Genomic DNA, 26,714 nt, shown 5'->3' with positions numbered 1-26,714 from the left:
GGGGCGCGAGCCTTCGACCTTGCTGCGTCCACCACGCGGACGAAGCCGAGGCTCGGACCACCGGTCTGGGCCTCCCACCGCCGGGCCCACGTCCGTCACGAGGTGCTCGAGCCAGTTGTGCAGCAGATTCTCCCACCAAGGTGCTTGCGCCTGAATAGAATCATTTGGGGTTGTCGTAGAGAGGCTGAACTATGGGGTTCAAGGTCCGAAAGTCTATTAAGATCGCACCCGGCGTGAGATTGAACGTGTCGAGCAAGAACATCGGGGTGTCTGCAGGCGTCCGCGGGGCTCGCGTCAGCGTGAACACCAACGGTCGCGTCACGCGGACTGTCAGCATCCCAGGAACGGGGATCTCCCACACGAAGTCGTCGAGCGCGAACGCGAAGCGCCCTGCACCCCGACCGCGCCAGCAGCCGCAACCGGTGGCCCCACCCAAGCCGAAAAAGGTCAAGCTTGGGCTGACCGCTCCGGCGTGGGAGAAGCAGCTGTTCAAGCAGCTCAGCGGACAGCCAGATGCGGCCGCCATCCACGCGGTTGGCCAGCAGACCCCCTCGGCCGCACCGACCGCCGCGATGGTCGAGGTGCTCCGAGTGGCGGCGCCCAACCGCGATGACGCGCGCGCTCGCGTCCTCCTCGGATGGCTCTTCGATACCGGGTACGACCCCGAGTCTGATCCGTTCATCACCAAGTATGTGGAGACCTCGGAGATCAGCATCCCAATCGCCACGGGAGTCACCGCTGCGATGCGGTGGGACTGGCAGGCTCTCGGGCTGCTGGCTGCCGAACTGGAGCAAGCAGCAGGAGATTCCGGTCGAGCCGTAGCCATCGTTGAAGAGCTCGAACCCACAACCGTCGCGGCTGTGTCCCTCGCCGAGCTTTATGCCGAGCAGGAACGATGGGCCGACATCGTCGACATGACCAATGGCCTTGCCAATGAGGATGTGGCAGCGACATTCCTCCTCATCCAACGAGGCACCGCTCTGCGCGAACAGGGGTACTATGAGGCCGCCCGCGAAGCCCTGAAGGAAGCACTTCGCGTGCGCTCGCGCCCCGTCGAACTGCGTCACCTTGCGCTCATCGCGAGGGGTCACACATACCTTGCTGAGGGCAAGAAGGCAATGGCACGTAAAGACTACGAGCGGGTTCTCGCGGACAACGCCGCCTACCCCGGGCTCACCGACATGCTCGCCGCTGTGACCTCGTGACCGCCCCTGCCGCTGGCTGGTTCCCCGACCCCGAGAACCCGAAGCAGACGCGCTGGTGGGATGGACAGCAATGGACGGCGCAGACCGCCCCACCGCCGCCACCAACCGGCTTGCTTCCCCCACCCGCGGAAAGAGCTCCGGTCGCGACGGTGGCGCGAAAGATCCCCACCTGGCTCTGGATTACCGGCGGCTTGGTCGCAGTCCTCGCGACGGTGTTCCTCTCGCCTCTGGTCGCGTTGATCGCGCTTGTCGTGGCGATCACTGGGATCGTCGCACTGGCTCGCAATACCCCCACCTGGCTGCGCTTCACATCACGCAAGCGCGCCGTGATCTGGACCGTCGCTTCCGCCGTCGTCTTCTTCGTCGCGGGGAGCATCAGCACCGCGGTGTATCCGACGGACGACAGCTCGGCAGGTGACGAGCCGGCAGCCGTCGCGACGACTGCCGCCACCCCGACACCTACGCCCAACCCGACCCCGTTTGCAGACGACGAAGCGGCACCCGTCGCTTTCACTGGCGAAGCGGGGACGGCGAAGGACACGTCCGCGACGGCGGACCAGTCTGCTCTTGCCGTCCTCGCGACACTGGAGGTGAAAGGCCGCGCCCCGAAGACAGGGTACGACCGCGACGAGTTTGGTCAGCGCTGGCTCGACGTCGACCGCAACGGCTGCGACACACGGAACGACATCCTGGCCCGCGACCTCGCGGACATCGTCCGGTCGGGGCCGTGCCAGGTGACATCCGGTTCACTGCTCGACCCGTTCACGGGCACGGAGATGGTGTTCGTCCGCGGACAGGGAACCTCGGAGCTGGTTCAGATCGACCACGTCGTGTCGCTGTCCGACGCATGGCAGAAGGGCGCTCAGCAGCTCACGGCGGATCAGCGCGCAACCTTCGCCAACGACCCGCTGAACCTCCTTGCGGTCGATGGTACTGCGAACGCGCAGAAAGGCGACGGGGACGCGGCGACTTGGCTACCCGCGAACCGGGACTTCCGCTGCACGTACGTCGCACGCCAAGTGGCGGTGAAAGCCACCTACGGTCTGTGGGTGACACAAGCCGAGCGCGACGCGATGCATCGGGTGCTCGAAACATGCCCAACTGAGCTGGCCCCCAGCTCTGGCTTCGCCGCACCCGCGCCGCAGCCAGTTCCAGCACCCGCCCCGGCGCCTGCGCCGGTCCCCGAGGAGCCGGCACCCGCCTCGCCTTCGAACACGTTCTACGCGAACTGCGACGCAGTGCGAGCCGCGGGCGCTTCCCCCCTGTACGCGGGATCACCCGGATACAGCCGGAAACTGGACCGCGACGGGGATGGAGTCGCCTGCGAATAATGGCGTAGCGAGGAACAGAGCTCTCGTCTCGACGTTTCGCCCGCCTTCGTACGGGGAAGAGATCGCGCCGCAACCTACGCAGCCCCAGTGGCGCTTGCTTATACTTCGCTGATGTATAAGTTTGCGCCACAGTAGCGCCCTTCCAGGATTTCTTCGGCAGTCTACTGACCGGCGATACCTAGCTGTAGCGGCGTGGGCTCAAAAGCGTGTCCGCGCTGAAAGCTCCGAGGATGGACTGGCCGCTGACCACGTGGGCCTAGCCCACCTTGAGGATGGTTGGCGGCCGAATCGCCCGCTCTCGTTGTTGCCGTTTGAACGAGCAGATCGGGGCGGGAAGTTAGTTCCGCGATGATCTCCCTGCGGCGAGCGTCGGAAACTATCCGGCCGTGAGCCTCTAGGGAGCAGGAAGGTCCGGCGGCAGCAGCCAGGCTTCTCGGGCACAGACGATTTCAGTCGAGTTGGTCGAGGACCAGTTCTCCTCGCGCATTGAGTCTTCCCATCATGATCTCCACGCGCTTCGGGTCGATGACGACGGGGGTCGCGCTGTCGAACTCGAAGATGAGCGGGATGCTGGGATGCATCCAAACGGTGAAGCGACCGGGGCGGCTCTTCTCGGAGGGCCAGGTCATCATGAAGCTTTCCTGACGGCGAAGCTTCGTGCCAATGACGATCTTCAGGTGCGCGAGCGTCGCGTCTTCGACCTCGATGGGAGGGCGAGAGCTGTTGTATTCAAGTTTCCCCACCCAGGAATTCTAAGTCACCCAGTGCCTCAGACCGTTCCGAGCGGCTTGTGCCACTTAAGCAGTTTCAGATGGGTCCATCACCTCGTCGACAAGAGTGATCCCACCCGAGGAGCTCGCAGACATCATCAATTGCTGCACCCACGACGCGTTCAGCTGCGGTGGCTCCGGTTCGTCGAACGTGAAGCGAAGCGGGACTGACGGATGGAGCCAGATGGTCGAGCGCCCCTCGGCATCCCCATCAGCGTGCTTCCACGACAACGTGAAGCTCTCGTTGCGGCGGAGCTTTGTCGCGATGGCGACTTTCAGATGCGCAAGAGCTCGGTCCTCGATGTAAATCGGATCGCTGGACGACCCATAAAGGATGACACCCATGGGTGCACCCTATCCGTCTCCAAGCCCGGGGGCGAAGTAGAGCGGGTTTTACACGGGAACTACGGCGCCTACGAGGTCTACGCGTGTGGGATCATCAAGTGAAGGCTCTTTCGGCGACGGATCCATGCATGTAAGGAAGACAGCGGTGGGTAAGTTCATCTATGAAGGCTCGGTCAAGACGGAGATCGAGGACCGCGCTCTCACACACCTCCAGCTCGTGATCACAGCGAAGCTCCGCCGCGGGGAGCCGTTCGGCTTCACCTGGAAGGAAGACCAGAGCATCGGGGGTGGCCGCACCACGGTTTGGGTGCACGCTGGGAGCTCCCTCGTGTTCAAATACCACGGCAGCCGGCAGCCTTCTGTGAACCGTGAGTGGGTCGAAGCCCTCGCCTTCACGGCGAACGCACCGAGCGGGCTCTATCTCGTGCCGGAGCCGAACTTCCTCGCGTCCACGGAGGAAAGCGGAGCGACCGAGACGGCCTAGCTCGCCCCGGGAGCGCATGGTGGCCCTACCGGCGCCTGTAAGCAACCCTCATTCCGAGTCCATGGACATGCATAGGATGGAGGGATGAGTCGGGGCGGTCTGGAGACGATGCGGGCGCACTTCGAGATCGACGGGCACGATTTCGTGGTGTCCGACGAGCACGACATCATCGACCTGATGCATCGGATCGAGGCAGCGGCCCGCTCGGAGCCCACCTTCATCGACATCGCGACGACTTCTCGACTTGTCAGCGTGCTGATCACAGCAAGCTCGCGCGTCTTGGTCTACATGGAACGCGTGAACGACAGCTGGGTCCCAGAAGAGAGCAAGACGCCCTTCTTCGACTGGGACATGTGACCGGTCTCTGTCGCCCTCTGCAGGCGGCCCTCAGCGGTCGCTGACGAAGGGCGCCGTTCGCGTGAAGCTGTCGTCGCCGATGGCGGCTGCTATGAAGCGCGCCAAGCTCGCTCGACTGAGTGTGGTGCGCCGCCCAGACACATGGGTATCGACATCGACATCCCCCATCGGTCCATCCGTGAGCCGCGGCACCCGCACCAGCGTCCAGTCGAACCCGCTCCGGTTCCACGCCTCATATTCGGCGATCTTGTCTTTGGCGAGCTCTCCGCCGAGTCTGTTCAGGAGCCAGGAGATGATCTTGTCCCGGAATCGCTTGCTGTCCCCGGGGAGAGTGAGGCCGGCGACACTGATTCCGACGTAGCGGCTGATGTGGGCCCTGGCCATCTCGGCGATAACGATGCGCGCGGCGTCTCTCAGCAGCGTCGCGTCCTTGACGACCGGACCGAGAGCAGAAGCGACTGCCTGCGTCCCCTCGAGAGCTCGACGCACCGCATCGGTATCGCGGACATCGCCGGTAACGACCGATACCTGACCGGCGAACGCAGATGCCTTTGCCGCGTTGCGAACGAGCATTGTGACCTCGTGCCCGTCGTTCAACAGCTCTTGAACCACAAGCGCACCGGTGCGCCCAGTGCCACCGAACACAGCAACCTTCATACGGATACTCCTTCAGCCATTCTGCGGGATGGGGGGGTCTCACTGACCGCGCCCGAGAAGCGCTCCAGCAGTGCAGCGAACGTGCTCACCTCGCGGGAGTCCCAGCCCTCGAGGATCCGCCGGAGGTACTCGCGGCGAAAAGCCTCGGACTCCCGCTGCAGCTTCCGTCCTTCCGGAGTGAGCGTGAGGCTCCTGCGGCGCCCGTCGGTCGCCGAGAAGTTCTTTTCTAGGTATCCACGCTCGACCGCGCGGTCACAGAGGCGGCTGGCGGTAGCGGGGGCGACGCCGATCAGAGCAGCCGCCTCGGACACGGCGAGCTTCCCCCCCGATTCACTCACGACCTGCACGAGAAGGATGGTGGATAGGTCCACCGCGGGTTCCGCGTCCTGAGCCGTGCGACCAGACGTCGTCGGCGCCCAGAGGCGTCGCATCGACACCAACGCACCATCGATCATTCCGAGTTCGTCGAGCATAGTTGTATGATACATGCATGAACGAGATGGATGGGCCCAGCGTCTTCGTCACCGGGGCGACCGGCTCCGTCGGATCAGCCGTCGTCGCTCACTTGGCGAGCAAGCGGCAGCAGGTCGTTGCGGCAGTGCGGAACGATTCTGCCGTTGACTTTGCCGCGGGGGTCGCGAAGCGCCCGTTCGCGTTCTCCGGAGATGCCGACACGATGAAACGTGCCCTGGAAGGGTGCGACCGGTTGTTCTTGATGCGGCCGCCTCCCGTCGAGGATGTCGAGCGCTATCTGTTCCCCATGATCGATGCGGCGATGGAGCGCGGAATCCGCCAGATCGTTTTTCTCTCGCTGCAGGGGGTGCAGCACAACAAGGCTGTGCCTCACTATCGGGTCGAAAAGTATCTGGAGCAGATCGAAGCGCCATACACTTTCCTGCGCCCCAACTTCTTTATGCAGAACCTCTCCACCACATACCGCGAGGGAATCCGCGAGGGTGACGAGATCTACCTACCGGCCGGCCACGCCTTCACAGCATTCATCGATGCGGACGATATTGGAGCGGTTGCTGCCGCCGTGCTTACGAGTCCCGGGCACCTGCGAAAGAAGTACACTCTCAGCGGCGAGCAAACCCTCACTTACCGACACGTAGCACGAATTCTCTCAAACGTCCTCGGCAGACCCATTCGATATGCGCGTCCCAGCGAAAAGGACTACCTCGCCACGCTGGCTGAGCGCGGTTATCCGGAGGACTACATCGACGTTCAGCGCATGATCTACCGCGTCGTCCGGCTGAACATCTCGGCGTTCCCTAACCGTCAGGTTCGAAAGCTCACTGGCAGGCGCGCGACGACGTTTCGCGAGTTCGCGGAGCGGGAGAGATCCGTCTGGGAGTGACCGACTTCAGTGATGTGGCATGCGGGGGTTCAGCGCGCGCCCACTGTCGCGGCAACATCGGCCTCGACGGGCCCATCGAGGACCTCGTCGACGAGCGAGATTCCGCTCGAGGAGCTCGCCTCGATCATGAGCGTCTGAACCCACTTGGCATTAAGCTGCGGGGTTTCCGCGTCGTCAAAGACGAACCGTAGCGGAATAGAGGGGTGGAGCCAGATGGTGGAGCGGCCAGCCGCGTCTCCCTCCGGGTGCTTCCACGACAGCGTGAAGCTCTCGTTCCGGCGGAGCTTGGTGGAGATGGCGACCTTGAGGTGCGCGAGTGCGCGGTCGTCGATGTGGATCTCGCTTCCACCGCCGTACTGGATTGTTCCCATGAGATAAACATACCCGACCGGGGTAGCGATGATGGACCGCGTCCAAGCCACTCTTAGTCGGTCGGGCATCCGTCTAGCAGCGTTTTTACTATCCGTAAAGGGCCGACGGACGATTTCTCGTTAGCCTAGAGTTTAAGCGCGAGCTTTCCGCTCGCGGAGGTCCTTTCTGGTGCTGCGCTGGGGCGCAAAACGTGCGGGGCACACGTACGAGCATCGGACTTGTGACCTTCACCCGGTCCTCCACTTCGGGGGAAGAGGAGGACCGGCCATCCACTTGAAGCGAGACCGGAGCACGCATGATTTGCACAGCCTGTTCCCGGGACTCTAGCCAGGGCTTATCGAGTCCGCGCATCGACCCGCTCATGTCTTGCTCGCGACGCACGGCTCAGCTACGTACCAACGCTCATTGATAGCGGACGCGAGTACTGATGTGCGCCAATAGCGGGCGGTCCCTCATCACGTGGATGCAGCCTTTTCCCGTGTTCGCCGTCCGACCGAAGCACACGACCAACGTCGTCGCTGCTTGGTAAGTCGCTGGGGTTCGAACGACGTGCTCGTGCGTCCGCCTGTGCCGCGATAGATCGTCAGACCCGGCCCCGTCGGCGGATGGCGAGGTATGTGCCGAGCATTACGGCGGCCAGAGCTCCAAGGATGACGAAGGGCGAGAACGGCTCCCCACCGGTGGACGGCAGTCGCCCGTCGGAGGTTCCGCCGCCACCGCCGTTAGTGGCGGAGTTGGTGAGGAGGAGTTCTGCCACCCCGAGGTCGAGGGAGACGGTGGTGGGGAGCGCGACCCGGCCGTCCTCGTCGGGTGTGAGGACTTCTCCGTCGACGCTCCACTGTGGTGCCGACCAGGTGATGCCCGGCACAGCGGGAGGTGTCGCTTCCCGGACTTCGAGGTCGGTTCCGACTGCGAAGTAGGGCGAGTAGATGGTCGCTCCTGGTTCGATTTCAACGCGCGACTGGGGGACGTCGTCGGCCACCAGTCGAAGGCGAAAGTGGCGCCGGGCGGTAACGAATCCGTCCCTTCCACTCGTTTGGTGAGAGCCCAACGGGTCAGTTCGACCGCGGTGTTGGTGACCTCAAGCTGAGTTGTCTGACGGAGTCGAATGCGAGGCTGCTTCGAGGGGACCAGATCGCCTCCGCCCATTCGAAGTTCGTCGGAGGCGCCGCATCATCGGGGTCCGTTACGGACGGCCCGCGCCGGGCCAGACGTCTGCACGTCCCTGGCCGAACGGAAGAACTGCCAAGCCAACCAGAGAACGTAGACGCTCCCGAGAGCGGCCAGGATCGTCGGGACCGCAGGGTGTCGAAGAACCGTGGCGCCCATCCCTAGGCCGATTGCCACCGTCACGACAAGCGTCGCAACGTGGTAGCCCGCCAGGGCCGGAACGGCCGCTCTGGGACCCCGGGCGGTGCCGATCCCTGCGAAGAACGCGTTGCCCGGCCCCGGACTGAAGGCCAGGAGAAACAGGAACACCAACAGCGCGACAACGCTGGCCACTGTCACGGCACGGACTCCATGCTGAAGCTCATCCATCAAGGCTTTCAGGTTCGCCCATTCGACTCTGGCGGGAATCGGCCTCCGCGTTAGCACCCACGCAGCTGAACCACACGGGTGTGCGGATGGAACATTCCTGACGGCGTCGAGTGCACAGGAAGCCCCCATCCCCCGAAAAAGCCATGTGTTGCCAAGGGCACCTTGGCTGGAGTTCTGCCTACTCTCGGTTGGGATCGGAGGGGGTTGGCAAGGTTGCCAAGTAGTAGGTAGTTCTCATGAAGAGAAAAAGTGAAGTAGTAGAGATCGAGGCAACTTCTCTTTCAAATCCTCTATAGAACTATGGTTCGCACTTGCCAACCTTGGCAGAGCGAGCGACTTACCTACTCCCGACTGGGATCGCGTGCCCTTGCGCGCTTGGCACGCCAGTCGACCACCTTGGACTCGATCCACTTCCGCGCGGACCTGGCGATGTCGCATCGATGTGCCGCAGGGTAAGGGGTGAGAGAGAGTCGCGGAGAACACATCCCCGGTCGAAGCAAGCCTGAGAGCTGCCGAGCGGCCGCGACCGTAGCAGGAGGCCTTGGCCTCGCGCCGGGGCCAGTGCTCGTTGATCCAAACTCCATAGTGAAGCGTGGCAGTCCTTCAGCGTGCGCCATTCTTCCACCTCCCAGGGTGCGTCATGTTCAGTGGACGGCCCTGACAGCGCCGAAATTGACCGAAACGAGTCTCCGTGCCGATAACCTCACCCTCCGTCCACCCAAGCGTGCTCGCCGTGCTGGACACCCAGTAGCAGGGACTGGCGTTCTTGGACTAGGGGCCCTAATTGGTCATGGTTGCTCGCGGGTGTGTCGTCGAATGACGTCTTCTATGATCTCGTCCAAGGTGCGCCGCCCCTCGATGTAGTCCCAGCCGTCACGGACCGCAGCGCGCGTCGGCTTAAGTCCATCGAGCCGGCAAGACTGAAACGCTTCTAGGACGCCGCGGAGTCTCTCGTCCCGGGAACGGTCTGACGGACCCTCATGCATCAGGGACTGCCCTCTCGCGTATTTGGCGGATGCTCGGTGTGTCCAATCGGAGCGTCCGCAGGTCCAAGAACGCGAGGCTTCCTTCTTGCGAGTCGCGGCCGAAGCTGGCGACTCGGCGCCCGTCACGAGTCACGCCGCCGCCCGCAACATGCATGTGACCGTGCATCAACAACTCCGGGTGCACCGCGTCCCACACCTGCCTCACCCGGCCGCGCGACTCCTTCGACTCCGCAAGCGTTTCGTCGGGAAACCCCATGGGGTTCACGCGCAGCACCTCGCGCACGGCGCGGACTGGGCTGTTGGCAGGTGACTCGTGTGTGAGCATGAGGTCCGCGGGGCCGCCGGCGCTGGCTTCGGCAACGTGGACGTCAGTGATGGTTTCGTCACGCCACCAGTCAGCGCCGTCAATACGCCAGAGTCGGTCAACGGAGGCGGCGCCTCCGAGCGACAGGACCGTGCGTCCGCCGATAGTGAGTCTGGCCGGTCGCGGCAGGAGCCAGGTGACCTCTGATACGCGCACCGCGGAGCCAGGGTGCGCTTCCAAGAGGGGAGTGACCCGGTCCCATGGTTCGTGGTTGCCGAGCGTGACGAGAATGCGGCTGATACTCGTGCCAGCGAACACCTCATCGACCACCTCCGGGTCAATCCACCAATCACCCAACTGCAAGATCGTCGTCACGTCCGATGCGAGTGTGGGTATGGCACGAGCCAGCGTTCGTGCCCAGCCGACGTTGCCGTGCCAGTCCCCGCACACCGCCACGCGCTGGTCGGGCAACGTGATGTCCGACGCGTACTCGAGCGCTTTCATGACCCCTCCTCGAAGAAGTGGTTGCATCTTAGCAAGAATGCGGAAAGTATTCCGCACATGGCTTATTCGGCGCGTCGGAGGACGGCGTGGATGCCGGCGTAGGGAGCGCTGGCGCGTTGCGCCTGTGCCTGGCGCTCCTTCTTGCGATTGAGGTCCCGCTCCACCGCACGGATGTACTCCGCGGAATCACCTCGCATCATCCAGTAGTCCAGGCGCGCGCCGACCAGGAGACGCAGACGAGCGAGATCGACCATCTGCATGACGATTCGTCCCGCCAGCATCTTCTGGAGGCGGTGGTACTCGACCTCGATCTCCTGAGCGAGATCTGTAACCTTCTTTCTCTTCTCGATCAGGTACAACTCACGAACTCCGCGCGAGATGTTGTGCTGCGAGATCGACGCATCGAGTTGCGCCCGTCTTTCCAGGGTCCAGTCGTCTTCGATCAGGCGCCAAACGGCCCTAGGCCGCCGCCCGAAGTCGCGAGGTTCGACCAGGAAGTCACGGGGCACGTATCTGGGGTCCGACATCCCGGGAGCCTATCTAAAAGACCTAGGAAGAGCGAAAAGACCCAATAACAGACGCCTTCGGTCTCGAACTCGCTTCCTCCCGCGCACAGGGGACGACATGACCAAGTACCAGACTCTCAAGAAGACAGCGGGCGATGGCTTCGACCGCATCCAGTGGTTCGACAAGAAGCTGAATACGCACACCATTCGAGCGAACGACCCCGTAACCGCGCTCACGGTCGCTCCAGGGGAACGCACACGCAAGCCCGGCAAGTGGAAGGGCCAGAAGCCCTACCAGGGCCACTACTGGTGCGCAGGTGCTCGAAAGAGCGTCTTTCACGAGTCCATGGCCGAGTACGCCGGCATGATGCTCATCGACCACCTCTACGACATCGTCGGGGTCGACGCCCAGCCCCTGCTGATGACGTTCGCCGACGGCACGTACCACTACCCGGACTACCTCGCCGTCGAGGCCACTGGCGCTCGTCATCTCATCGATGTCCACCCAAAGACTCTCATGAAGACGGCGAACAGGGCCGCCTTCGCGAACACCGCGCGGGTCTGTGAGGTCATCGGATGGCGATACACACTCATCGACCAGCTAAGCGACGTTGTCCGGATGAACCTAGAAATGATGGGGCGATACAGGCACCACCGGTACACCCCCAGCCCTGACGTCGAAGAGCGCATCCTCCGCACTGCACGGTCGAGTGAGAGCTTCGGTGCGTTGCACCGCGCGCTAATCACCGACAAGCCCGGCGAGCTCATGCCTGCGCTCTTCCATCTCATGTGGCGTCGAGAACTCTCGTTCGACCTCACCCGAGCCTTCACTGAGCACACGCAGCTGGTCGCGGCCTAAACACCTCGGAGACAATTATGATTCCTCGACGCACCATCGCTCTCGGCCAGACAGTCCACCTCGAATCCGGCGACTTTGTCCTCGTCAGCTTCGCCAACGGTAGCTACCGCCTGCGAGACGACCTCACCGGCGAGTACGTCGTCATGCACCACCTCGAGCTCGCCCAGCAGCTATCGCCCGGTGAAGAGCTCGAGACCGCTGACTCCGTCGACCTAATGCCCATCGACCAGGTGCTCGACGGGCTTGACGAGACCAAGCGCGCGCTCATCCCCTTCCTGCAGCAACTCATCGACGGCACCCCGGTCGATGGCGGCGACCCACGTCCGGAGTACGCCGCCACGGTGTCGAAGACGAAGCGCCTCAATTACACGGTCAACGACTTGGCGAAGGCGGGCTACGACGTGCCCCTGGGCACACTGAAGCGGCGCCTTAGCAACTTCGAGAAGAAGGGGGTCGCCGGCCTGCTCGACCGACGCGAAGGCCGCACGGAGAAGGCCTTCGCTCGCGTTCCCGAGGCCGTGCAGACCGCGTTGGCCGAACCCATCGTTCGCTATGAAGGCAAGTCCACCGTCACCTACTCCGCTATCCGCGCCGAACTCGCGGTGATGCTGATGGACCGATTCCCGGACCCATCCACGCGCCCGAGGACACCGTCGCCCTCAACCGTCGAACGGCTCGTCAAGCAGATGTCCGGCGACCATAACCCCGCCCTCCCGGCCAAGAAGCGGGAGACAAGGTCGCTGTCACCCCAGCACATGCACCGACCGCGTCACGTCTTCGGCCCAGGAGACGAATGCCAGATGGATGCCACAACGCTCGACATATTCGTCCGCATGCCCAGCGGGGACATCGCGCGCCCTCACCTCACCGCCCTCGTCGACAAGCGCACGCGCAGCGTCGTCGGACTCAATCTCACGGAAGCAGCGCCGAGAGGCATCGACCACGCCGTGCTTCTCGCCAACGCCCTCGTCCCGCGCAAGCTCCGGTCCTGGGCAAAGGACTACGAGGCGCTCGGTCTCCCCCAGATGCCCTGGGCTAGGCACCTGACGAAGGAACAAGCTGCGACCTTCGACGCCTACCGGCCCTACATTTTCCCGAGCCGCATCCTTATCGACAACGGCCCCGACTTCCGCGGAGAGGTTTTCGGCGCCGGGTGCGAAAGGTACGGCATCTCGTTGACGCAGGCACCCGTTCACGACCCGACGGCGAAGGCCATCGTCGAGCGGTTCTTCCACACCGTAAAGACCAAGTTCTGTCAGTACGTTCCCGGGTATAGCGGTGGCAATGTTCTAAACCTCGGCAAGAACGCCCTCGATGGACCGCTACTGACTCTGTCGGAACTCGCCGAACTCCTCGACAAGTGGGTCGCCATTGTCTGGCAGAACCGGCGCCACGACGGTCTCGAAGACGACTACCGGGCGAACTGGAACCACTCCCCTAACTCGATGTACGCCGCCTGCGTGGAACTGACTGGTCACTTCGTCCTCGCGTACAAGGAAGAAGACTTCATCGCCCTGCTCCCCTCAGACGAGCGCACCGTCCAGTCCGACGGCATCGAGATGAACGGGCGCATGTACGACAGCCCCCATCTCGCGCCCTTGCGCAACCGCAGGCGGACCGACAACACCACCCCCAAGGTCACCATCCAGTATGACCCGAGCGACGAGCACCGCATCTGGCTTCGCTCCTCCGACGACACCGGGTGGGTCACCTGCTACTGGGTCAAAGAGCGAGGCAGGTCCCGACCCCTGGCCGACGCCATCGCCCTCGAAGCGCACCGCCAGACACTCGAGACCCTCACCCTCAGTGACGCGGAGGCCGATGTCATGATGGTCCGCTTCCGCGACCGCGCGGTGACCGAATCTGTCGACAGCGTGAAACAGGCCGCACTCGAGAAGAAGAAGAAGGACAAGGAGAAGAGGGCCAATGAAACCCTCGGCGACATCCTCACACCTGACACCGACAGCCACAACGACTTCGTGAACTTTGCGAACTTCGACATCGGCTGAAGCCTCACAGAAAGACAAGACTATGTTTACCACTCCCATTGGGCACTTCGACCAGCGCGAGCAACTGCAAGAACTCCTCGGCACCAGGGCAGAGGCTGCCGTCACACCCGTCACCCTCGACGACTACAAGAGCTGGCCTCGCGCTCAGCGGCGGGCATTCGACATGGAGCGTAGTCGCCGAATCGCCGACTCCATCGTCATCATCACTCCCGCCCTCCAGCAGCTGAAACTGGCATACCGACGAGCCGCCCGCGTCGCCCACCGGCCCGTGGGCAGGACCGGCATCATCTTGGACGGCGACCCGACCACCGGCAAGACCACCGCCGCACTCTGGGTCATGGGCCAAGCACATGCGGGCCACATCGACCGTCACCCTCGATGGAAGGAGGACGGGCACGTCCCGGTGGTATACCTCGAGATTCCACCGAAGTGCACGGGGAAGATGCTGATGGGCCGCATCCTCAACTTCTTCGGTGAGCCGGTCATTCCCCGGATGACACTGGAAGAACGCACGCGACTCGTCACTGACCTGTTCGCCAAGTCGCACACATCCCTCGTCGTGTTCGACGAGATTCAGAATCTCGCACAGTCGAGCATCGCGGGCCGCTTCGAGAGCGCACAGGCCATCAAGAACCTCATGAACGCGGTCAAGGCGGTCCCGTTGTATGTCGGGTTCAATCTCGCCTCGTCGCAGTTCACGAACGATGAGCTCGGGGCGCAGTTCGCAGGGCGTTGTCCCTCGGTACACCTCGGCAAGCTTGATATCTCCACCAGCGACGGACGGCAGGTGTGGGGTGGGGTCATCATGGCGTTCGAGAAGCAGCTGGGGTTGCTGGCGCACCCCCCGCAGTCGCTGCTCGAGCACGCCGTCTACTTGTGGACACGAACGCGTGGCTCCATCGCAGCACTTTCGCGGCTGCTGACGACCGCAGCACTCGACCTCATTGAAGACGGCGACCCCGACGCCGAAATCATCACGAAGAAGCTGCTCGACTCCGTCCCTCTCGACCTGACCAGCGAGCGACTACTCTCCGAGGCCAATGCTGTTGCGGAGGGGGCCAGCCATGCTGCCTGACCGCACGTGGCCCTTCCACGTCCGTCCGGGCTCGTTCGAGACCGTGGACAGCTATCTGCGACGCCTGCGAACCGCAAACCTCGTCACTGATGTCACCTGGCGGGCCTGGCTGAAATCGACCATGCGCAAGACCGGGATATCTCGTGTTGACCTGCTCCCGGCACTCGCCGAGCGCGTCGGCGGGCTGCGTCCCGGACACTTCGCCCACCCATCGACACCAACCCACGCCGACGGTTCCACGTGTGAGAAGTGCGTGACCGGTCTCGACGCCCGCTTCGGATGCGTGCGCTGCACTCTGGGTGAGCGTGTCGAGCAGAGAGCCCACGATGGTCCACGCGTCTGTCGTCGTCACATGATGTGGGTCGGACCCGGCGTCGCCCCTGAGTCTCAACGGCAGGTCGCCGTGGACGCGCTGCGGGCCGACCGCCGGTATCGCCGACTTCGCCGGAAGAAGCTGCTGGATGCCCACCGCCTCGCCGAGATTGAGGCCTCCATTGAAATGTGGGCAACGGCCGAGGACAGACTTGTGCCTCCGCCCGAGCGCTTCGTCGTCGCAGTGGCCCTGGCCTCCACCATCTTCCGTCCGGGCGCACTGGACACATACATGTCTCGGGACGTCGATGCCGCCGACCGCTACGCGGCCCTCTCGGCTGTCGTGGTGGGAATCGTCGGAGATGAGGCGTGCATCCCGCTCATCGACGACCTCTGGCTCCTCGTGCGGGCTACGGGACACCAGGACCAGTCCGACCCGCACTCCTTCGTCTGCACCCGAAAGCGCGAGAACCAGGACGAGCGTGGAGAGCTGGAGCAGCTGCGCACGTCCGCGTACCCGCGATGGCATCACCTGCACCTCACGCAGTATGTGTCATCGACGTCCGTCGGCACCCGTTTCGAGCGTATCGCTCTGGGAGGCAAGAAGTACCTCTACGCCTGTGCTCGCGGACATGTCTTCGAGCAGCGACTGCGGACGTTGAAGGCCACGAAGACGACCGTCGGCTGTGGTGTCTGCGCCAACAGAACGCTGCTGCGTGGATTCAACTCGCTCGCCGACACTCACCCCCACCTCGCGTCGGAGTGGCACCCGACCAAGAACGGCGACCTTCGCCCGCATGACGTCATCGCGGGTTCCCCCGACGAGGTGTTCTGGCTCTGTGAGTTGAACCACACCTATGAGACGAGTCTCAGCAAGAGGAAGAAAGGAGTGGGATGCGGCTACTGCGCCAATCGTCTGGTCGACCCGAGTATCAACGCTCTCTCCTTCACACACCCCGCAGCCGCTGCGGAGTGGCACCCGGAGCGCAACGGGGAGCGCACCCCGGAGCAGGTCGTCGCGGGGTCCAGTGATTTCGCGTGGTGGACCTGCCCTGAGCACGACGCATACGAGATGAGAATCGCCAACCATGTCGTGCTCGGACACGGGTGCACATATTGCGGGCGCAGCAAGGTCCACCCGAAGAACTGTTTGGCCGTGACCCATCCGGACACGGCCTCGCGCTGGCACCCCACGAGGAACGGTTCGCTCACCCCGTTCGATGTGCTCTCCGGCTCCGGTAAGGAGGTCTGGTGGCTATGTAAGGAGAAGAACCACCACTACTCGTCCCGGGTCCACGTCCAGAGCCGGGGGAACGAATGCAACATCTGCACCGGCCGCGTCGTCGACGAACAGAACTGCATGCGCACCACCCGGCCCGACCTGGCACAGCAGTTCCACCCGACCATGAACGGCTCACTGAGCCCAGACAACGTCCTCGCGACCACGACGAAGACCATCCACTGGTTGTGTGAGAACGGTCACGACTGGCCCGCGACCGGCCAGATGCGAGGAGGCAAAGGAACGGGCTGCCGCTACTGCGCGAACTCCGCCGTGTGGCCCGGATGGAACGACATGGCGACCACGCACCCTCACCTCGTCGCCGAGTGGGACTGGGATGCGAACGGCGACCTCACCCCGCATGATGTCGTCGCAGGCACGAACAAGCACATCGCCTGGAAATGCAATGACTGCGGCCACCGCTGGCCCGCTCAGGGGGCGGACCGCTCAGTAGGCGGGGGGTGCCCGGACTGCGCGCGGAAGAGGAGGCGGCGAACGTCCTAACTTCGACGTCACCGTATCGAGGGCCGCGCGTGGAGCAACAGTGCGCATCTCTCAACGTAAGCGGCGCGCAGACTGTCACCGTCGATGCGTCCATCTGATGAACTACACCGCTCGGCTGCGGCGTCCACAATGTCCTCTCGGACGCACGCGAGGGACAGCGACTGGCTTCAGCTCGGCCTCGTTGTGCCTGGCATGGGCGCGCTGACGCAATCCTTCCTGAGTGACCTGGACGGCTGACTATATTGTCCGCATGGGCTTGAGTTGTTGGCTCAACTACTCACTGCGCCGATCAGCGCCCAGTGTCTTCCTCACTTTGCTATCGCTGCGCCTGAATTTTCCTGCGACCAGCATGAGCGGATGAGCCTTCGCGGGTTCCCCCTGGGGCAGCCGTGCCGTTCGACGGGTGGCCGGCGCTGAGCTACTCCAGGGGAACCTGCTACTCCGTTCACGATGATGACGACAATCATCAAGACGGTCGCGAACGATACGCTTCACGGCTAGACGTCAGTCGAAACGAACCAGCCCGAGAATTGGTGTTCGAACATCTTCAGACCAATGGCGGAAGCTTCGAGGAGCATCTCGATGAAGTGCGCCTCAGCTACGCTCGATCCTGTCGCGCCGCCGGAGAACCAAAAGCCCTCTTCACTGTGCATGCCTACGTACCGAGGGTAGGACCGTTCAATCGAGCGGACCCGCTGGCTGCCAGGCACCAGGGTGATGTGCATGGGATGCGGCTGCCTAAGAGGCGCAACCGCCGCGTGAATCTGTATGCCCACACCCTCCGGCTTAGGAATGAGATACACATCGACCACCTTCTGCGCGAGAGCAGTCGGCGTCACGCTGTCGCGTGGGGCATCCCACCGCTCAGTGCCGTCACCTAGCGGCGTAGGCTGAGCTCCCAGGAAGTATCCGCGTACGGACCAGTCAGCCTTACTGGTATCGAACTCAAAGAACACGAGGTCAGTCCATGGTTCCTGAGAGGAGCGGAAGCGGACCTTGATGTCGCCGTCCTCGTCGTAATTCCAGGCGATGTTCGCGCGGTCGAGCACCTCACCGATCTGGGTTGACGTGGTTCCTGTCAGATCCATGGTCCGTGCCTGACCACGGGTTTCCTCGCCCAGCCCGGTGATGACGTAGATGTCTACAGCGCCGTCCGAGTTGATGCGAGCGATGCCGGGGATCCCCACCACCGACGGCGTCCCGGCTTCGTTCATCACCTGAACCACCTGTTCCCAGTAGGGAGATGACGGCGTGGCATATGCGAGAATCACACCACCGAGCTCGCCGCGCTTGGCGCCGAGCATGATCACGACGGTGTCCCGAGTGATCAAACTCATATTGATGTGGTGCCCAGTCGCAGAACCATCGCCGAGTTGGACGCCGCGCGACCCGTCCTCGAGACTGAGTGCGCCGGGTTCTTCGAACGCCGCGTCCATCCTCGAACTGAGGGTTCCCTCGCTGCTGAGGGTGAGCACAAACCCGAGGTTTGGGTCCCCGAACCCGACCGATGTTCTCTTCGCCTTACGTCCCCACATCGCAGAGCTCCCCCAGGGCTGATCAGTTTCTTCTTCGCGATCATACTGATCGCCAGCAACCACCGAGCATCGATTCACCAGTGAAACGACGACCGATAAGCTCACGGCATGACGATGGTCGAGCCGCCTCCTCTTGATCCACTGACTGGTGAAGAGCGGCTACTTGGAGTCGACGCATCGATCTCCGACTTCTGGCGGTTCGCACTGCCAGACGTCACGACGAACAACGTTCGTGGGTGGCTGGCCGAGTACCTCGTCTGGCGTGCCGCCGGGGTCGAAAGGCCGGTGCGCATCGAATGGGACGCGTTCGATGTGCTCTGGGGCGACGTCCGCATCGAGGTAAAGTCCAGCGCTCTTCTGCAGCGGTGGCCGCAGCGCCAACCCTCCGCGCTCGCGTTCTCAGGTCTTCGCGGAAAACTCCTGGACCCTGTGACGAACACATACGCCGCCGAGTCGACCTACAACGCCGACGTCTACGTTCTCGCCGTAAACCTTGCCGGGCGAGAGCAGTTCAATCAACTCGACATCACGAAGTGGCAGTTCGCCGTAGTCTCGCGCGCTGCGCTTGAGGCAACTGGTCAGTCAACCCTCACTTGGGTGCGAGCACAGCAGCTCGCCACCGCGGTCGTACGCTACGACGAACTCGCGGCGGCGATCCAAGAAGCTGCCTCGGGATAGCGTTCGAGCCCAAAGGGTCGCCGACCGGGCTCCCCTCATCGCAGGCCCACAACACCGAGAGCGATCCGCGGATCAGCGGAACGACAGGCGAACCATGGAGGCGTCACCGAGTCGACAGGATGGCAAGTTAGGGGCGTCGCGGTCGTTCCGGGTGACGGACTCTCAGCCGGTGCGAGCACTCGCCCTGGCGGCCTGAACACACGAGCATCGGTGCGTTGCTCCAACCGCTTCACGAAGGGGAAGCGGACGCGCGAGTCGATGTCATAGTGTTGGCCGAGCTGGCAGAGATCGCCTCCCGAATGCCCACCGCACTGCTGGCGGGCGACGCTAAACCCTGGCTTCCGCGGACGCAGCGGCAGGCGCTTCCAGGGCCTCGACGGCTGAGATCATGTCGGCGATGGAGCCGAACCGCGCGGATTCGTCGAGACTGGTCGCGCGGTTCACGATGTCGCCGACCGCGCCTCTGGCGACACCCAATCGGGTCTTGCCAGTGAAGATGAACGAGATGATGACCCCGGCAGCGTAGATGTCATTCGTGGGCTTGAAACCTTTAAAGGATTCGAGAAGCGGGTCAAGGATCGACCCCTTCATCTCCGTCTCCGTCCGCGTGAAGTCAGAGTCCCGATGCTTGTACAGGCCGAAGTCCGAGAGCTTCACGAGCACGGCCCCCATGTCGTACTTCTTGATGAGGATGTTGTTGCGGCTGATGTCCCTATGGAGCGTGCCGCGTAGGTGGAGGTAGTTGAGCCCATACAAGAACTGGAGGGTCACGCGCTTGCGTGTTGACCAGGTAATCGTCGAGTTTCCCTTGCGTATGTACTCTCCCAGGGCCTCATCGCAGTACTCCATGGTGAAGGAGTTGCGGTTCGAGTCGTAGTTATAGGCCTCGACGATGTACGGGAAACGAATCGTACGTAGCAGGTCGAACTCCGCGCGGAATCGGGCGAGATCACGCTCAGAGATGTTCGCCTTTGCTCGCTTCACCGCGAACGTTTCGTTGTACAGCGCATCGTCGTACTTGTGGACCAGCGCGTAGGAGCCTTCCCCGACGAGCGTCAGAACTGGCGGGGCATCGCTCTTACGTTGCGGTGCTGGCGCCGACGTGAACATCACCGGCTCGTAGCGCTCGATCTCTATGCGTTCGACTGCGTCCGGTACCGGGCTTCCTCCCGAGTACACCAGAAACGACTTGCACTCTTCAATGAGCTTTCTGTAGTCCTCGCGCACCTCGAAAGTCACACCAGCACGCTTGAGCGATTTCCTCATGTCGCTGATCAGCTGTATCAGGTCCATGAGGTCGCGACTGTCGCCCGCATTGAAGTGACGCCCCATGGTCATCTTCGTGTTCATGAACCGGAAGTGGCCGTTGAGCCTCTCGTGCAGGACCGCGAAGATGCCATCCAATGGTGGCACCTCGGCTGAGTACAAAGCCAGGTACTCCGGCTCGGCATCATCGGGGTCGATATCTGCTGCCAGCCCGCGAGCGACGTCGTCCAGGGTGACCATACATTCATCCTGGCAGAGCAGGAGCGCACCCTGGCAGAGCGGGAGCGACGCACTGGTACTTCAGCGCTTGCTGAAGCAATGGTCAGCGCTCCCGCCGGAGAGGGAGGCTGGGCAGATAACCGCCCTGCGTGACATTGCTCTCCTGTTGGTTCGGCACTTGCTGCAACTAGAGGCGAGCATCGTGCAGGAGTTTCGACGCGTTCGACACTCTCTTCGACCCCAGACTCGTCGGCCGGATACGGCGACCTTCAAGAAACGAATTATCCCCGCTGACGTCAACATCGTGACTGCAAGGACGCTCGGCGTGAACGACGACTTCAGTTGCACACCAGATCTACACCGAGCCCGAGACGTCGCCCGCTGTGGCTACCCTGAAGCGCGGAGGAGCGTGCACTCCTCACAGAATTAGCTAGCCCCAGGTGTAGAGGTGAACTTCGAGCGCGGACTCCAACCTCCAGATCGTGCGGAGGTCCGGCCAGGACTCACCCAGCAGAATCTTCCTGATCGTGCCTTCATCGAGTCCAGAGTCACGGGCGACCGCACGGACCGACCTTTCCCCCATAGCGGTCCGCAAATTCAATGCGAAACGGCGAGCCGCCTCACCCGATGGATCTGCAGATGGTTGGTCAGGCCACTTCGGAGAGAGCATGGCAGGTGTCGCTCGGGCTTCCTTACGTGCCATCCCACAGCCTTCCGATCTTGGATCCCTGTAAACACCGGGATCAGCTACGTCCTTCTGGATCGACTTCGCCGAGTTGGTTCAACTTCGATTGGAGAAATCGCACCTTCAGTGACGTCTCATACTCAGTCCACCAGGAGCGCGGGCTCCTCGAGGATGGAGGCGACGTCGGCGATGAAGCGGCTCATGCCGTCGCCGTCGATCACGCGGTGGTCGAACGAGCCGGCGACCGTGGTCACCCAGCGCGGGCGCACCTCGCCGTCGACGACCCAGGGCTTCTGGCTGATCGTGCCCATGGCGACGATGCCCGCCTCCCCCGGGTTGATGATCGGCGTGCCCGCGTCCATCCCGAACACGCCGATGTTCGTGATGGTGATGGTGCCGTTCTGCTGGTCGGCCGGCGGGGTCTTGCCCTCGCGTGCCGTGAGCGTGAGCCGGTTCAGGGCGCGGGCGAGGTCCTTCATGCTGAGGTCCTGCGCGTCCTTGATGTTCGGCACGAGCAGACCGCGGGGCGTGGCGGCGGCGATGCCGAGGTTCACGTAGTGGCGCACGGCGATCTCGGCCCCGGCTTCGGTGTCGATCCAGGCCGCGTTGACCATCGGCGTCCGGCGGACCGCCCAGATCACCGCGCGGGCCATGATGAGCAGCGGCGAGACCTTGATGTCGGCGTAGTCGGGCGAGGCCTTGAGGCGCTTGACGAGCTCCATCGTGCGGGTGGCGTCAATCTCCTTCCACACCGTCACATGCGGGGCGGAGTACGCGCTCTGCACCATCGCCGACGACGTCGCCTTGCGCACGCCCTTCACGGGGATGGACTCGGTGCGGTCGTCGCCGGCCGCCGACGGGCGCACGGGCGCGAGGCCACGCGCCAGGCCGGACGGGGCCTGCGGCGCGGGCACCGTCTCCTCCCGCACGCTCCCCCACTCCGGGGTCTCGATGTTGCGGAAGACGCTGGCCTGGGAGGCGTGCTTCATGACGTCGTCCCGGGTGACCTCGCCGTCGGCACCCGTGGGTGTCACGCTCGTGAGGTCGACGCCGAGGTCGCGGGCGAGCTTGCGGATCGGCGGCTTCGCGATCACGCCGACCGACGACCGGACGGGGCGCTCGGCCGGGCGCTTGCGTCGCGAGGTCGCGCCGCTGCCGGAGCCGTAGCCGACGAGCACCGACCCGCCGCCCTCCTCGGGCGCGGGCGCCTCGGCCGTGGCGACGGTGCCGGGGGCGACCGAACCGGTCCCCGAGCCGGCCGCAGGGTCGGTCACGAAGGTGATGATCGGGGTACCGACCTCGACCGTCGCCCCCTCGTCGACGAGCAGCTCGCCGACCACACCCGCGTGCGGGGAGGGCAGCTCGACCAGGGACTTCGCGGTCTCGATCTCGCAGATGACGTCGTTGATGGCCACCCGGTCGCCCGGGGCCACCTTCCACGCGACGATCTCGGCCTCGGTCAGCCCTTCGCCGACGTCCGGAAGGGGGAAGTTCTGCGTGCTCATGACGGGTCCTTTCGTGGGCCGCGTTCACAACTCAGGAGACTCGAACCGGTGCGCGCCCCTGCGCCCGCGCTGGACGGGTGAAGGGGGCGGTTGTCCTGAGTTGTGAACATGGAACGTCGGTGTCAGTAGGCCAGGGAGCGGTCGACGGCTTCGAGGATGCGGTCGGCATCCGGCAGGTAGGCGCCCTCGAGCTTCGCGGGCGGGAACGGGGTGTCGTACCCCGAGACCCGCAGCACCGGAGCCTCGAGGGCGTAGAACGCGCGCTCCATGACGGTCGCGGCGATCTCGCTGCCGAGGCTCGTGAATCCCGGAGCCTCCTGCGCGTAGACCATGCGTCCGGTCTTGCGCACCGACCCGAGGATCGGCTCGTAGTCCACCGGCGACAGCGAGCGCACGTCGACGACCTCGCAGCTCGTGCCCTCGGCCTCGGCGAGCGCGGCGGCCTGGAGCAGCGTCGTCACCATGGCTCCGTGTCCGACGAGCGTGACGTCGGTTCCGGTCCGCACCACCCGCGAGGAGTGCAGCCGGACGGCGGAGGCGTCGAGCTCGACCTCGCCCTTCGGCCAGTACCGGCTCTTCGGCTCCAGGAAGATCACCGGGTCGTCCGAGGCGATGGCCTCCTGGATCATCCAGTAGGCGTCGTTCGCGGTGGACGGCGACACCACGCGCAGACCGGGGGTGTGCGTGAAGTAGGCCTCCGGGCTCTCCTGGTGGTGCTCGACCGCCCCGATGTGCCCGCCGTACGGAATGCGGATCACGACGGGCAGCCGCAGCGACCCCTCGTGCCGGTTGGTGAGCTTGGCGAGCTGGGTGGTGATCTGGTCGAACGCGGGGAAGACGAAGCCGTCGAACTGGATCTCGACGACGGGACGGAATCCGGCCATCGCGAGGCCGATCGCGGTGCCGACCAGGGCCGACTCCGCGAGCGGGGTGTCCAGCACGCGCTGCTCGCCGAAGTCGCGCTGCAGGTGCTCGGTGATGCGGAACACGCCGCCGAGCTTGCCGATGTCCTCGCCCATGAGGATGACCTTCGGGTCGTCCTCCATCGCCTTGCGCATACCGGCGTTCAGCGCCTTGCCCAGCGGCATGGTCTCCCGGGTCACTGGCCTTCTCCTTCGAACGACGCCTCGTAGCGGGCGCGCCAGGCTTTCTGCTCCTCGATCAGCGGATGCGGCTCGCTGTACACGTGGTCGAACATGAGGTCGGCGCGGGGCGGGCCGAGCTGCACGGTGCGGGCGCGGAGGTCTTCCGCGGCATCGGCGGCCTCGGCGTCGACCTCGGCGAAGAAGCTCTCCTCGGCGCCGCGGTTCTCCAGGAACGCGCGCATCCGGACGATCGGGTCCCGCCCGGCCCACGCGAGCTCCTCGTCGTCGCCGCGGTACTTCGTGGGATCGTCGCTGGTCGTGTGCGCGCCGAGCCGGTAGGTCACGGCCTCGATGGCGCGGGGTCCGCCGCCGGCGCGCGCCTCGTCGAGGGCCACCCGGGACACCGCGTAGCTGGCGAGCACGTCGTTGCCGTCCACGCGGACGCTCGGGATGCCGTACCCGGCGCTGCGCTGCACGAGCGGCACGCGCGACTGCGTGGTGACGGGGACCGAGATCGCCCAGTGGTTGTTCTGCAGGAAGAACAGTGTCGGGGCCTGGTAGCTCGCCGCGAACACCATGGCCTCGTGCACGTCGCCCTGGCTGGAGGCGCCGTCGCCGTAGTAGACGACGACCGCCTCGTCGCGCTCAGGGTCGCCGGTGCCGGTGCGCCCGTCGAACGTGAGGCCCATCGCATAGCCGGCGGCGTGCAGCACCTGCGAGCCGAGGACGAGCGTGTAGAGCCGGGTGTTGCCGTTCTTCGGGTCGGTCGGGTCCCAGCCGCCGTGGGAGACGCCGCGCATGAGCTTGATGATGTCCACCGGGTCCACGCCGCGGATCCGGGTGACCGCGTGCTCGCGGTACGAGGGGAAGATCGTGTCCTGCGCGCGGGCGGCCCGACCGGAGCCGACCTGCGCCGCCTCCTGTCCGCGGCTCGGCGGCCACAGGGCGAGCTGGCCCTGGCGCTGCAGGTTGGTGGCCTGGGTGTCGATCGCGCGGATGCCCACCATGTCGCGGTAGAGCTGCGCGAGCTCGGCGTCGGGGATGGCCTCGATGAGCGGCAGGTACTGCTCCGCGGCGGGCGTCGGGGCGACCTTTCCGGTCTCGTCCAGAACGCGCACGAGGGGGGTCTCAGAGGTGCTCACGGTCCCCACGCTACCCGCGTCGGCATGCCGGGTCACGCATACCTAGGACGCCCTCGTATCTCCCCGGAACCCCGAGATTCCGCGGTTCGCAGGGCGGTGCCGCGCTCAGCGGAGGGTCGCCGCGACCTCGAGCACGCGGGCGACGGCCGCCTCCTCGCCGACGGAGATCCGGATGCCGTCGCCGGAGAACGGACGCACGATCAGGTCGGCGTCGACGAACGCCGCCGCGACCTCGTCGGTGCGCGCGCCGGTCGGCAGCCAGACGAAGTTGCCCTGGGCGTCCGGCACCTCCCAGCCCTGCGCTCGGAGCCCCTCGACGAGACGGGCGCGACGTTCGACGATCACGGCGACGCGCTCCAGGAGTTCGGCTTCGGCGTCGAGGCTCGCGATGGCGGCGTTCTCGGCCGCGGACGTGACCGACAGCGGGATGCCGGTCGTCCGTGCCGCGTCGAGCACCTTCTCGTGGCCGATCGCGTAGCCGACCCGGAGGCCCGCCAGACCATAGGCCTTGGAGAACGTGCGGAGGACGACCACGTTCGGGTGCGTCTCGAACACGCGCTCGGCCAGGCCGTCGACGGCATCGGGGGCGATGACGAACTCGGCGTAGGCCTCGTCGAGGATGATGAGCACGTCGGACGGCACACGGTCCACGAACGCCGCGAACTCGGCAGAGGTGACGACGGGTCCGGTCGGGTTGTTCGGGGTGCAGACGATGATCGCGCGCGTGCGGTCGGTCACGGCGTCGGCCATCGCGTCGAGGTCGTGGCGGGAGTCGGCCGTCAGCGGCACCTGCACCCCTGTCGCGCCCGCGACCAGCGGCAGGCTCGGGTACGCCTCGAATGACCGCCAGGCGTAGACGACCTCGTCGCCGACCGAGGCAGTGGCGAGGACGAGCTGATGCAGGATCGCGACACTGCCGGAGGCGACATGGACCTGCTCGGGCTCGACCCCGTAGCGGGCCCCGAGCCGCGCACGCAGGCGGCCGGCGGTGGCATCGGGATACCGGTTCATCGGCGTCGTGTGCTGCAGCGCGTCGAGGACCGAGGGCAGCGGGTCGAACGGATTCTCGTTGCTGGAGAGCTTGAAGGCCTCGGGACCGGCCTGCTTGCCCTGGCGGTACGGCGCGAGGGAGGCGATGGCGGGACGGATGCGGGGCAGGGTCGGCTCGGTCACGCGTCGAGTCTAGGACGTGCGGCCCGCCACCCTTTCGAGGCCGAGGGCCCGGTGATACCATTCTGGTATGGCTATGACGGTGCGACTCCCTGAGGAACTCGATGCACGGCTCGAAGACATCGCACGAGCCCGGCACGTCTCCAAGCACGCCGTGATCATCGAGGCGGCCACCCGGTTCGCGGACAGCGAGTCCAAGACCGATCGAGTTCTGGCGCTCGCGGACGAGGTGACCGAACGCTACGGCGACGCCATCACGCGCCTCGAAGACGCCTGATCGATGGCAACCGAGTACATCGAGCCCGAGCAGGCCCTCGCGCTGATCGCGAAGCTCGGCCTGCATGTGCGCGACGAGGGGCTGCTCTTCTCCGCTCTGGCGCGACCCGCCGCCGGCATGTTCGGCGTCGATGCGTATCCGACGTTCGCGGAGAAGGCGGCGGCCCTGATGAGCTCCGTCGCCCAGAATCACGCACTGTTCGACGGGAACAAGCGCACAGCGCTCTATCTCACCTTCATCTTCATCCGGCTGAACGGCTACGACATCACCTTCACGAACGACGAAGCCTTCGAGTTCGTCATCGATGTCGCGCAGAGCCGGATGGATCTCGGGGAGATCGCCCAGGTTCTCGCCGCCCACATCCGTCCGGTGGACGACCGCGGCTGACACCGCGGGC

Annotated in this window: 29 protein-coding genes and 1 pseudogene; 13 read left to right on the top strand and 17 right to left on the bottom strand. The window is 64.6% G+C overall.

Annotation, left to right across the window (positions count from 1 at the left end):
• The first annotated feature begins 191 nt into the window (after positions 1–191).
• From KVS71_RS02955 to KVS71_RS02950, 3 genes and pseudogenes are all read left to right on the top strand, one after another.
• Positions 192–1,205 (top strand): DUF4236 domain-containing protein, encoded by a 1,014-nt coding sequence (locus tag KVS71_RS02955; protein WP_217583710.1) that lies wholly within the window; start codon positions 192–194, stop codon positions 1,203–1,205.
• A pseudogene (locus KVS71_RS20400) lies at positions 1,202–1,300 on the top strand (DUF2510 domain-containing protein); the annotation flags it as partial. The gene KVS71_RS02955 and the pseudogene KVS71_RS20400, both read left to right, overlap by 4 nt.
• 54 nt (positions 1,301–1,354) lie before the next feature.
• On the top strand, positions 1,355–2,536 hold the full coding sequence (locus tag KVS71_RS02950; protein ID WP_368874549.1) for a DUF1524 domain-containing protein: 1,182 nt from the start codon (positions 1,355–1,357) through the stop codon (positions 2,534–2,536).
• Between the two features lie 449 nt (positions 2,537–2,985).
• On the opposite strand, the gene KVS71_RS02945 is transcribed toward KVS71_RS02950, so the two are convergent.
• Both KVS71_RS02945 and KVS71_RS02940 read right to left on the bottom strand, forming a co-directional pair.
• Complete coding sequence (locus KVS71_RS02945; protein ID WP_217583706.1) at positions 2,986–3,279, bottom strand: hypothetical protein; 294 nt, start codon at positions 3,277–3,279, stop codon at positions 2,986–2,988.
• 54 nt (positions 3,280–3,333) lie between these two features.
• A complete protein-coding gene (locus KVS71_RS02940) occupies positions 3,334–3,651 on the bottom strand; it encodes a hypothetical protein (RefSeq protein WP_217583704.1) in 318 nt (105 codons plus the stop codon).
• Positions 3,652–3,796: 145 nt separating this feature from the next.
• Here KVS71_RS02940 and KVS71_RS02935 point away from each other — a divergent pair, with 145 nt between their 5' ends.
• Positions 3,797–4,135, top strand: coding sequence for an ATP-dependent DNA ligase (locus tag KVS71_RS02935; protein ID WP_217583701.1), 339 nt, complete (start codon positions 3,797–3,799; stop codon positions 4,133–4,135).
• An 84-nt stretch (positions 4,136–4,219) separates the two neighbouring features.
• On the top strand, positions 4,220–4,492 hold the full coding sequence (locus tag KVS71_RS02930) for a hypothetical protein (RefSeq protein WP_217583699.1): 273 nt from the start codon (positions 4,220–4,222) through the stop codon (positions 4,490–4,492).
• A 30-nt stretch (positions 4,493–4,522) separates the two neighbouring features.
• Here KVS71_RS02930 and KVS71_RS02925 read toward each other — a convergent pair whose 3' ends face one another.
• Positions 4,523–5,149 carry an NAD(P)H-binding protein gene (locus tag KVS71_RS02925; protein WP_217583697.1) on the bottom strand — a complete coding sequence of 209 codons (627 nt, stop codon included), beginning with the start codon at positions 5,147–5,149 and terminating at the stop codon, positions 4,523–4,525.
• Positions 5,146–5,622 carry a MarR family winged helix-turn-helix transcriptional regulator gene (locus tag KVS71_RS02920; protein WP_217583695.1) on the bottom strand — a complete coding sequence of 159 codons (477 nt, stop codon included), beginning with the start codon at positions 5,620–5,622 and terminating at the stop codon, positions 5,146–5,148. Before KVS71_RS02920 ends, KVS71_RS02925 begins: the two co-directional genes overlap by 4 nt.
• Before the next feature lie 17 nt (positions 5,623–5,639).
• Here KVS71_RS02920 and KVS71_RS02915 point away from each other — a divergent pair, with 17 nt between their 5' ends.
• The gene (locus KVS71_RS02915) at positions 5,640–6,506 is read left to right on the top strand and encodes an SDR family oxidoreductase (protein WP_217583694.1); all 867 of its coding nucleotides are present in this window, start codon (positions 5,640–5,642) and stop codon (positions 6,504–6,506) included.
• A 29-nt stretch (positions 6,507–6,535) separates the two neighbouring features.
• Here KVS71_RS02915 and KVS71_RS02910 read toward each other — a convergent pair whose 3' ends face one another.
• The 6 genes from KVS71_RS02910 to KVS71_RS02885 all read right to left on the bottom strand — a co-directional run bounded on the left by KVS71_RS02910 (position 6,536) and on the right by KVS71_RS02885 (position 10,738).
• Positions 6,536–6,877: a hypothetical protein gene (locus tag KVS71_RS02910; protein ID WP_217583692.1), complete on the bottom strand. Its 342-nt coding sequence runs from the start codon at positions 6,875–6,877 to the stop codon at positions 6,536–6,538.
• Between the two features lie 584 nt (positions 6,878–7,461).
• On the bottom strand, positions 7,462–7,860 hold the full coding sequence (locus KVS71_RS02905) for an LPXTG cell wall anchor domain-containing protein (protein WP_217583690.1): 399 nt from the start codon (positions 7,858–7,860) through the stop codon (positions 7,462–7,464).
• Positions 7,861–8,051: 191 nt separating this feature from the next.
• Positions 8,052–8,417, bottom strand: a complete 366-nt coding sequence (locus KVS71_RS20395) for a LysE family translocator (RefSeq protein WP_368874538.1) — start codon at positions 8,415–8,417, stop codon at positions 8,052–8,054.
• Between the two features lie 788 nt (positions 8,418–9,205).
• Entirely contained in the window at positions 9,206–9,403 is a 198-nt protein-coding gene (locus tag KVS71_RS20390) for an antitoxin VbhA family protein (RefSeq protein WP_217583687.1), read from the bottom strand.
• Positions 9,396–10,211 carry a metallophosphoesterase gene (locus KVS71_RS02890; protein WP_217583685.1) on the bottom strand — a complete coding sequence of 272 codons (816 nt, stop codon included), beginning with the start codon at positions 10,209–10,211 and terminating at the stop codon, positions 9,396–9,398. The genes KVS71_RS20390 and KVS71_RS02890 overlap by 8 nt, the downstream gene beginning before the upstream one ends.
• 62 nt (positions 10,212–10,273) lie before the next feature.
• Positions 10,274–10,738, bottom strand: a complete 465-nt coding sequence (locus KVS71_RS02885) for a hypothetical protein (protein WP_217583683.1) — start codon at positions 10,736–10,738, stop codon at positions 10,274–10,276.
• A 97-nt stretch (positions 10,739–10,835) separates the two neighbouring features.
• On the opposite strand from KVS71_RS02885, the gene KVS71_RS02880 reads away from it, so the two are divergent.
• The 4 genes from KVS71_RS02880 (at position 10,836) to KVS71_RS02865 (ending at position 16,755) form a co-directional block, all read left to right on the top strand.
• Complete coding sequence (locus tag KVS71_RS02880; RefSeq protein WP_217583681.1) at positions 10,836–11,576, top strand: TnsA-like heteromeric transposase endonuclease subunit; 741 nt, start codon at positions 10,836–10,838, stop codon at positions 11,574–11,576.
• Between the two features lie 17 nt (positions 11,577–11,593).
• A complete protein-coding gene (locus tag KVS71_RS02875) occupies positions 11,594–13,585 on the top strand; it encodes a Mu transposase C-terminal domain-containing protein (RefSeq protein ID WP_217583679.1) in 1,992 nt (663 codons plus the stop codon).
• Between the two features lie 22 nt (positions 13,586–13,607).
• Entirely contained in the window at positions 13,608–14,660 is a 1,053-nt protein-coding gene (locus KVS71_RS02870) for a TniB family NTP-binding protein (RefSeq protein WP_217583676.1), read from the top strand.
• Positions 14,661–15,012: 352 nt separating this feature from the next.
• On the top strand, positions 15,013–16,755 hold the full coding sequence (locus tag KVS71_RS02865) for a zinc-ribbon domain-containing protein (protein ID WP_217583674.1): 1,743 nt from the start codon (positions 15,013–15,015) through the stop codon (positions 16,753–16,755).
• Positions 16,756–17,252: 497 nt separating this feature from the next.
• Here the strand turns inward: KVS71_RS02865 and KVS71_RS02860 are convergent, their stop codons facing one another.
• The gene (locus KVS71_RS02860) at positions 17,253–18,395 is read right to left on the bottom strand and encodes a hypothetical protein (RefSeq protein WP_217583672.1); all 1,143 of its coding nucleotides are present in this window, start codon (positions 18,393–18,395) and stop codon (positions 17,253–17,255) included.
• 3 nt (positions 18,396–18,398) lie between these two features.
• Between KVS71_RS02860 and KVS71_RS02855 the strand changes: the two genes are divergently transcribed.
• Positions 18,399–18,968 (top strand): hypothetical protein, encoded by a 570-nt coding sequence (locus KVS71_RS02855; RefSeq protein ID WP_217583670.1) that lies wholly within the window; start codon positions 18,399–18,401, stop codon positions 18,966–18,968.
• Between the two features lie 327 nt (positions 18,969–19,295).
• On the opposite strand, the gene KVS71_RS02850 is transcribed toward KVS71_RS02855, so the two are convergent.
• From KVS71_RS02850 to KVS71_RS02825, 6 genes are all read right to left on the bottom strand, one after another.
• Complete coding sequence (locus KVS71_RS02850) at positions 19,296–20,474, bottom strand: protein kinase family protein (protein ID WP_217583668.1); 1,179 nt, start codon at positions 20,472–20,474, stop codon at positions 19,296–19,298.
• Positions 20,475–20,883: 409 nt separating this feature from the next.
• On the bottom strand, positions 20,884–21,036 hold the full coding sequence (locus KVS71_RS20385; protein WP_217583660.1) for a helix-turn-helix transcriptional regulator: 153 nt from the start codon (positions 21,034–21,036) through the stop codon (positions 20,884–20,886).
• Between the two features lie 242 nt (positions 21,037–21,278).
• Positions 21,279–22,643, bottom strand: coding sequence for a dihydrolipoamide acetyltransferase family protein (locus KVS71_RS02840; RefSeq protein ID WP_025102745.1), 1,365 nt, complete (start codon positions 22,641–22,643; stop codon positions 21,279–21,281).
• A 122-nt stretch (positions 22,644–22,765) separates the two neighbouring features.
• Positions 22,766–23,731: a transketolase C-terminal domain-containing protein gene (locus KVS71_RS02835; RefSeq protein ID WP_217583910.1), complete on the bottom strand. Its 966-nt coding sequence runs from the start codon at positions 23,729–23,731 to the stop codon at positions 22,766–22,768.
• Between the two features lie 11 nt (positions 23,732–23,742).
• Positions 23,743–24,870, bottom strand: coding sequence for a thiamine pyrophosphate-dependent dehydrogenase E1 component subunit alpha (locus KVS71_RS02830; protein ID WP_368874537.1), 1,128 nt, complete (start codon positions 24,868–24,870; stop codon positions 23,743–23,745).
• Between the two features lie 105 nt (positions 24,871–24,975).
• Complete coding sequence (locus tag KVS71_RS02825) at positions 24,976–26,043, bottom strand: histidinol-phosphate transaminase (protein ID WP_060922582.1); 1,068 nt, start codon at positions 26,041–26,043, stop codon at positions 24,976–24,978.
• 67 nt (positions 26,044–26,110) lie between these two features.
• Here KVS71_RS02825 and KVS71_RS02820 point away from each other — a divergent pair, with 67 nt between their 5' ends.
• Positions 26,111–26,317: a ribbon-helix-helix protein, CopG family gene (locus KVS71_RS02820; protein WP_060922581.1), complete on the top strand. Its 207-nt coding sequence runs from the start codon at positions 26,111–26,113 to the stop codon at positions 26,315–26,317.
• A gap of 3 nt (positions 26,318–26,320) precedes the next feature.
• Positions 26,321–26,704 carry a type II toxin-antitoxin system death-on-curing family toxin gene (locus tag KVS71_RS02815; protein ID WP_082750084.1) on the top strand — a complete coding sequence of 128 codons (384 nt, stop codon included), beginning with the start codon at positions 26,321–26,323 and terminating at the stop codon, positions 26,702–26,704.
• Positions 26,705–26,714 lie beyond the last annotated feature (10 nt).

This window comes from Microbacterium sp. GbtcB4, assembly GCF_019091465.1.
Classification (GTDB): domain Bacteria; phylum Actinomycetota; class Actinomycetes; order Actinomycetales; family Microbacteriaceae; genus Microbacterium; species Microbacterium paraoxydans.
The sequence above is the reverse complement of the archived record's forward strand: the minus strand, read 5'-3'. Positions and strand labels throughout refer to the sequence as shown.

Bases quoted from the DNA above. Each gene is read 5' to 3' on its own strand.
- KVS71_RS02955 (WP_217583710.1), top strand. From the start codon at position 192: ATGGGGTTCAAGGTCCGAAAGTCTATTAAGATCGCACCCGGCGTGAGA.
- KVS71_RS02940 (WP_217583704.1), bottom strand. From the start codon at position 3,651: ATGGGTGTCATCCTTTATGGGTCGTCCAGCGATCCGATTTACATCGAG.
- KVS71_RS02930 (WP_217583699.1), top strand. From the start codon at position 4,220: ATGAGTCGGGGCGGTCTGGAGACGATGCGGGCGCACTTCGAGATCGAC.
- KVS71_RS02925 (WP_217583697.1), bottom strand. From the start codon at position 5,149: ATGAAGGTTGCTGTGTTCGGTGGCACTGGGCGCACCGGTGCGCTTGTG.
- KVS71_RS02920 (WP_217583695.1), bottom strand. From the start codon at position 5,622: ATGCTCGACGAACTCGGAATGATCGATGGTGCGTTGGTGTCGATGCGA.
- KVS71_RS02915 (WP_217583694.1), top strand. From the start codon at position 5,640: ATGAACGAGATGGATGGGCCCAGCGTCTTCGTCACCGGGGCGACCGGC.
- KVS71_RS02910 (WP_217583692.1), bottom strand. From the start codon at position 6,877: ATGGGAACAATCCAGTACGGCGGTGGAAGCGAGATCCACATCGACGAC.
- KVS71_RS20395 (WP_368874538.1), bottom strand. From the start codon at position 8,417: ATGGATGAGCTTCAGCATGGAGTCCGTGCCGTGACAGTGGCCAGCGTT.
- KVS71_RS20390 (WP_217583687.1), bottom strand. From the start codon at position 9,403: ATGCATGAGGGTCCGTCAGACCGTTCCCGGGACGAGAGACTCCGCGGC.
- KVS71_RS02890 (WP_217583685.1), bottom strand. From the start codon at position 10,211: ATGAAAGCGCTCGAGTACGCGTCGGACATCACGTTGCCCGACCAGCGC.
- KVS71_RS02885 (WP_217583683.1), bottom strand. From the start codon at position 10,738: ATGTCGGACCCCAGATACGTGCCCCGTGACTTCCTGGTCGAACCTCGC.
- KVS71_RS02880 (WP_217583681.1), top strand. From the start codon at position 10,836: ATGACCAAGTACCAGACTCTCAAGAAGACAGCGGGCGATGGCTTCGAC.
- KVS71_RS02875 (WP_217583679.1), top strand. From the start codon at position 11,594: ATGATTCCTCGACGCACCATCGCTCTCGGCCAGACAGTCCACCTCGAA.
- KVS71_RS02870 (WP_217583676.1), top strand. From the start codon at position 13,608: ATGTTTACCACTCCCATTGGGCACTTCGACCAGCGCGAGCAACTGCAA.
- KVS71_RS02865 (WP_217583674.1), top strand. From the start codon at position 15,013: ATGATGTGGGTCGGACCCGGCGTCGCCCCTGAGTCTCAACGGCAGGTC.
- KVS71_RS02855 (WP_217583670.1), top strand. From the start codon at position 18,399: ATGACGATGGTCGAGCCGCCTCCTCTTGATCCACTGACTGGTGAAGAG.
- KVS71_RS02850 (WP_217583668.1), bottom strand. From the start codon at position 20,474: ATGGTCACCCTGGACGACGTCGCTCGCGGGCTGGCAGCAGATATCGAC.
- KVS71_RS20385 (WP_217583660.1), bottom strand. From the start codon at position 21,036: ATGGGGGAAAGGTCGGTCCGTGCGGTCGCCCGTGACTCTGGACTCGAT.
- KVS71_RS02840 (WP_025102745.1), bottom strand. From the start codon at position 22,643: ATGAGCACGCAGAACTTCCCCCTTCCGGACGTCGGCGAAGGGCTGACC.
- KVS71_RS02835 (WP_217583910.1), bottom strand. From the start codon at position 23,731: ATGCCGCTGGGCAAGGCGCTGAACGCCGGTATGCGCAAGGCGATGGAG.
- KVS71_RS02820 (WP_060922581.1), top strand. From the start codon at position 26,111: ATGGCTATGACGGTGCGACTCCCTGAGGAACTCGATGCACGGCTCGAA.
- KVS71_RS02815 (WP_082750084.1), top strand. From the start codon at position 26,321: ATGGCAACCGAGTACATCGAGCCCGAGCAGGCCCTCGCGCTGATCGCG.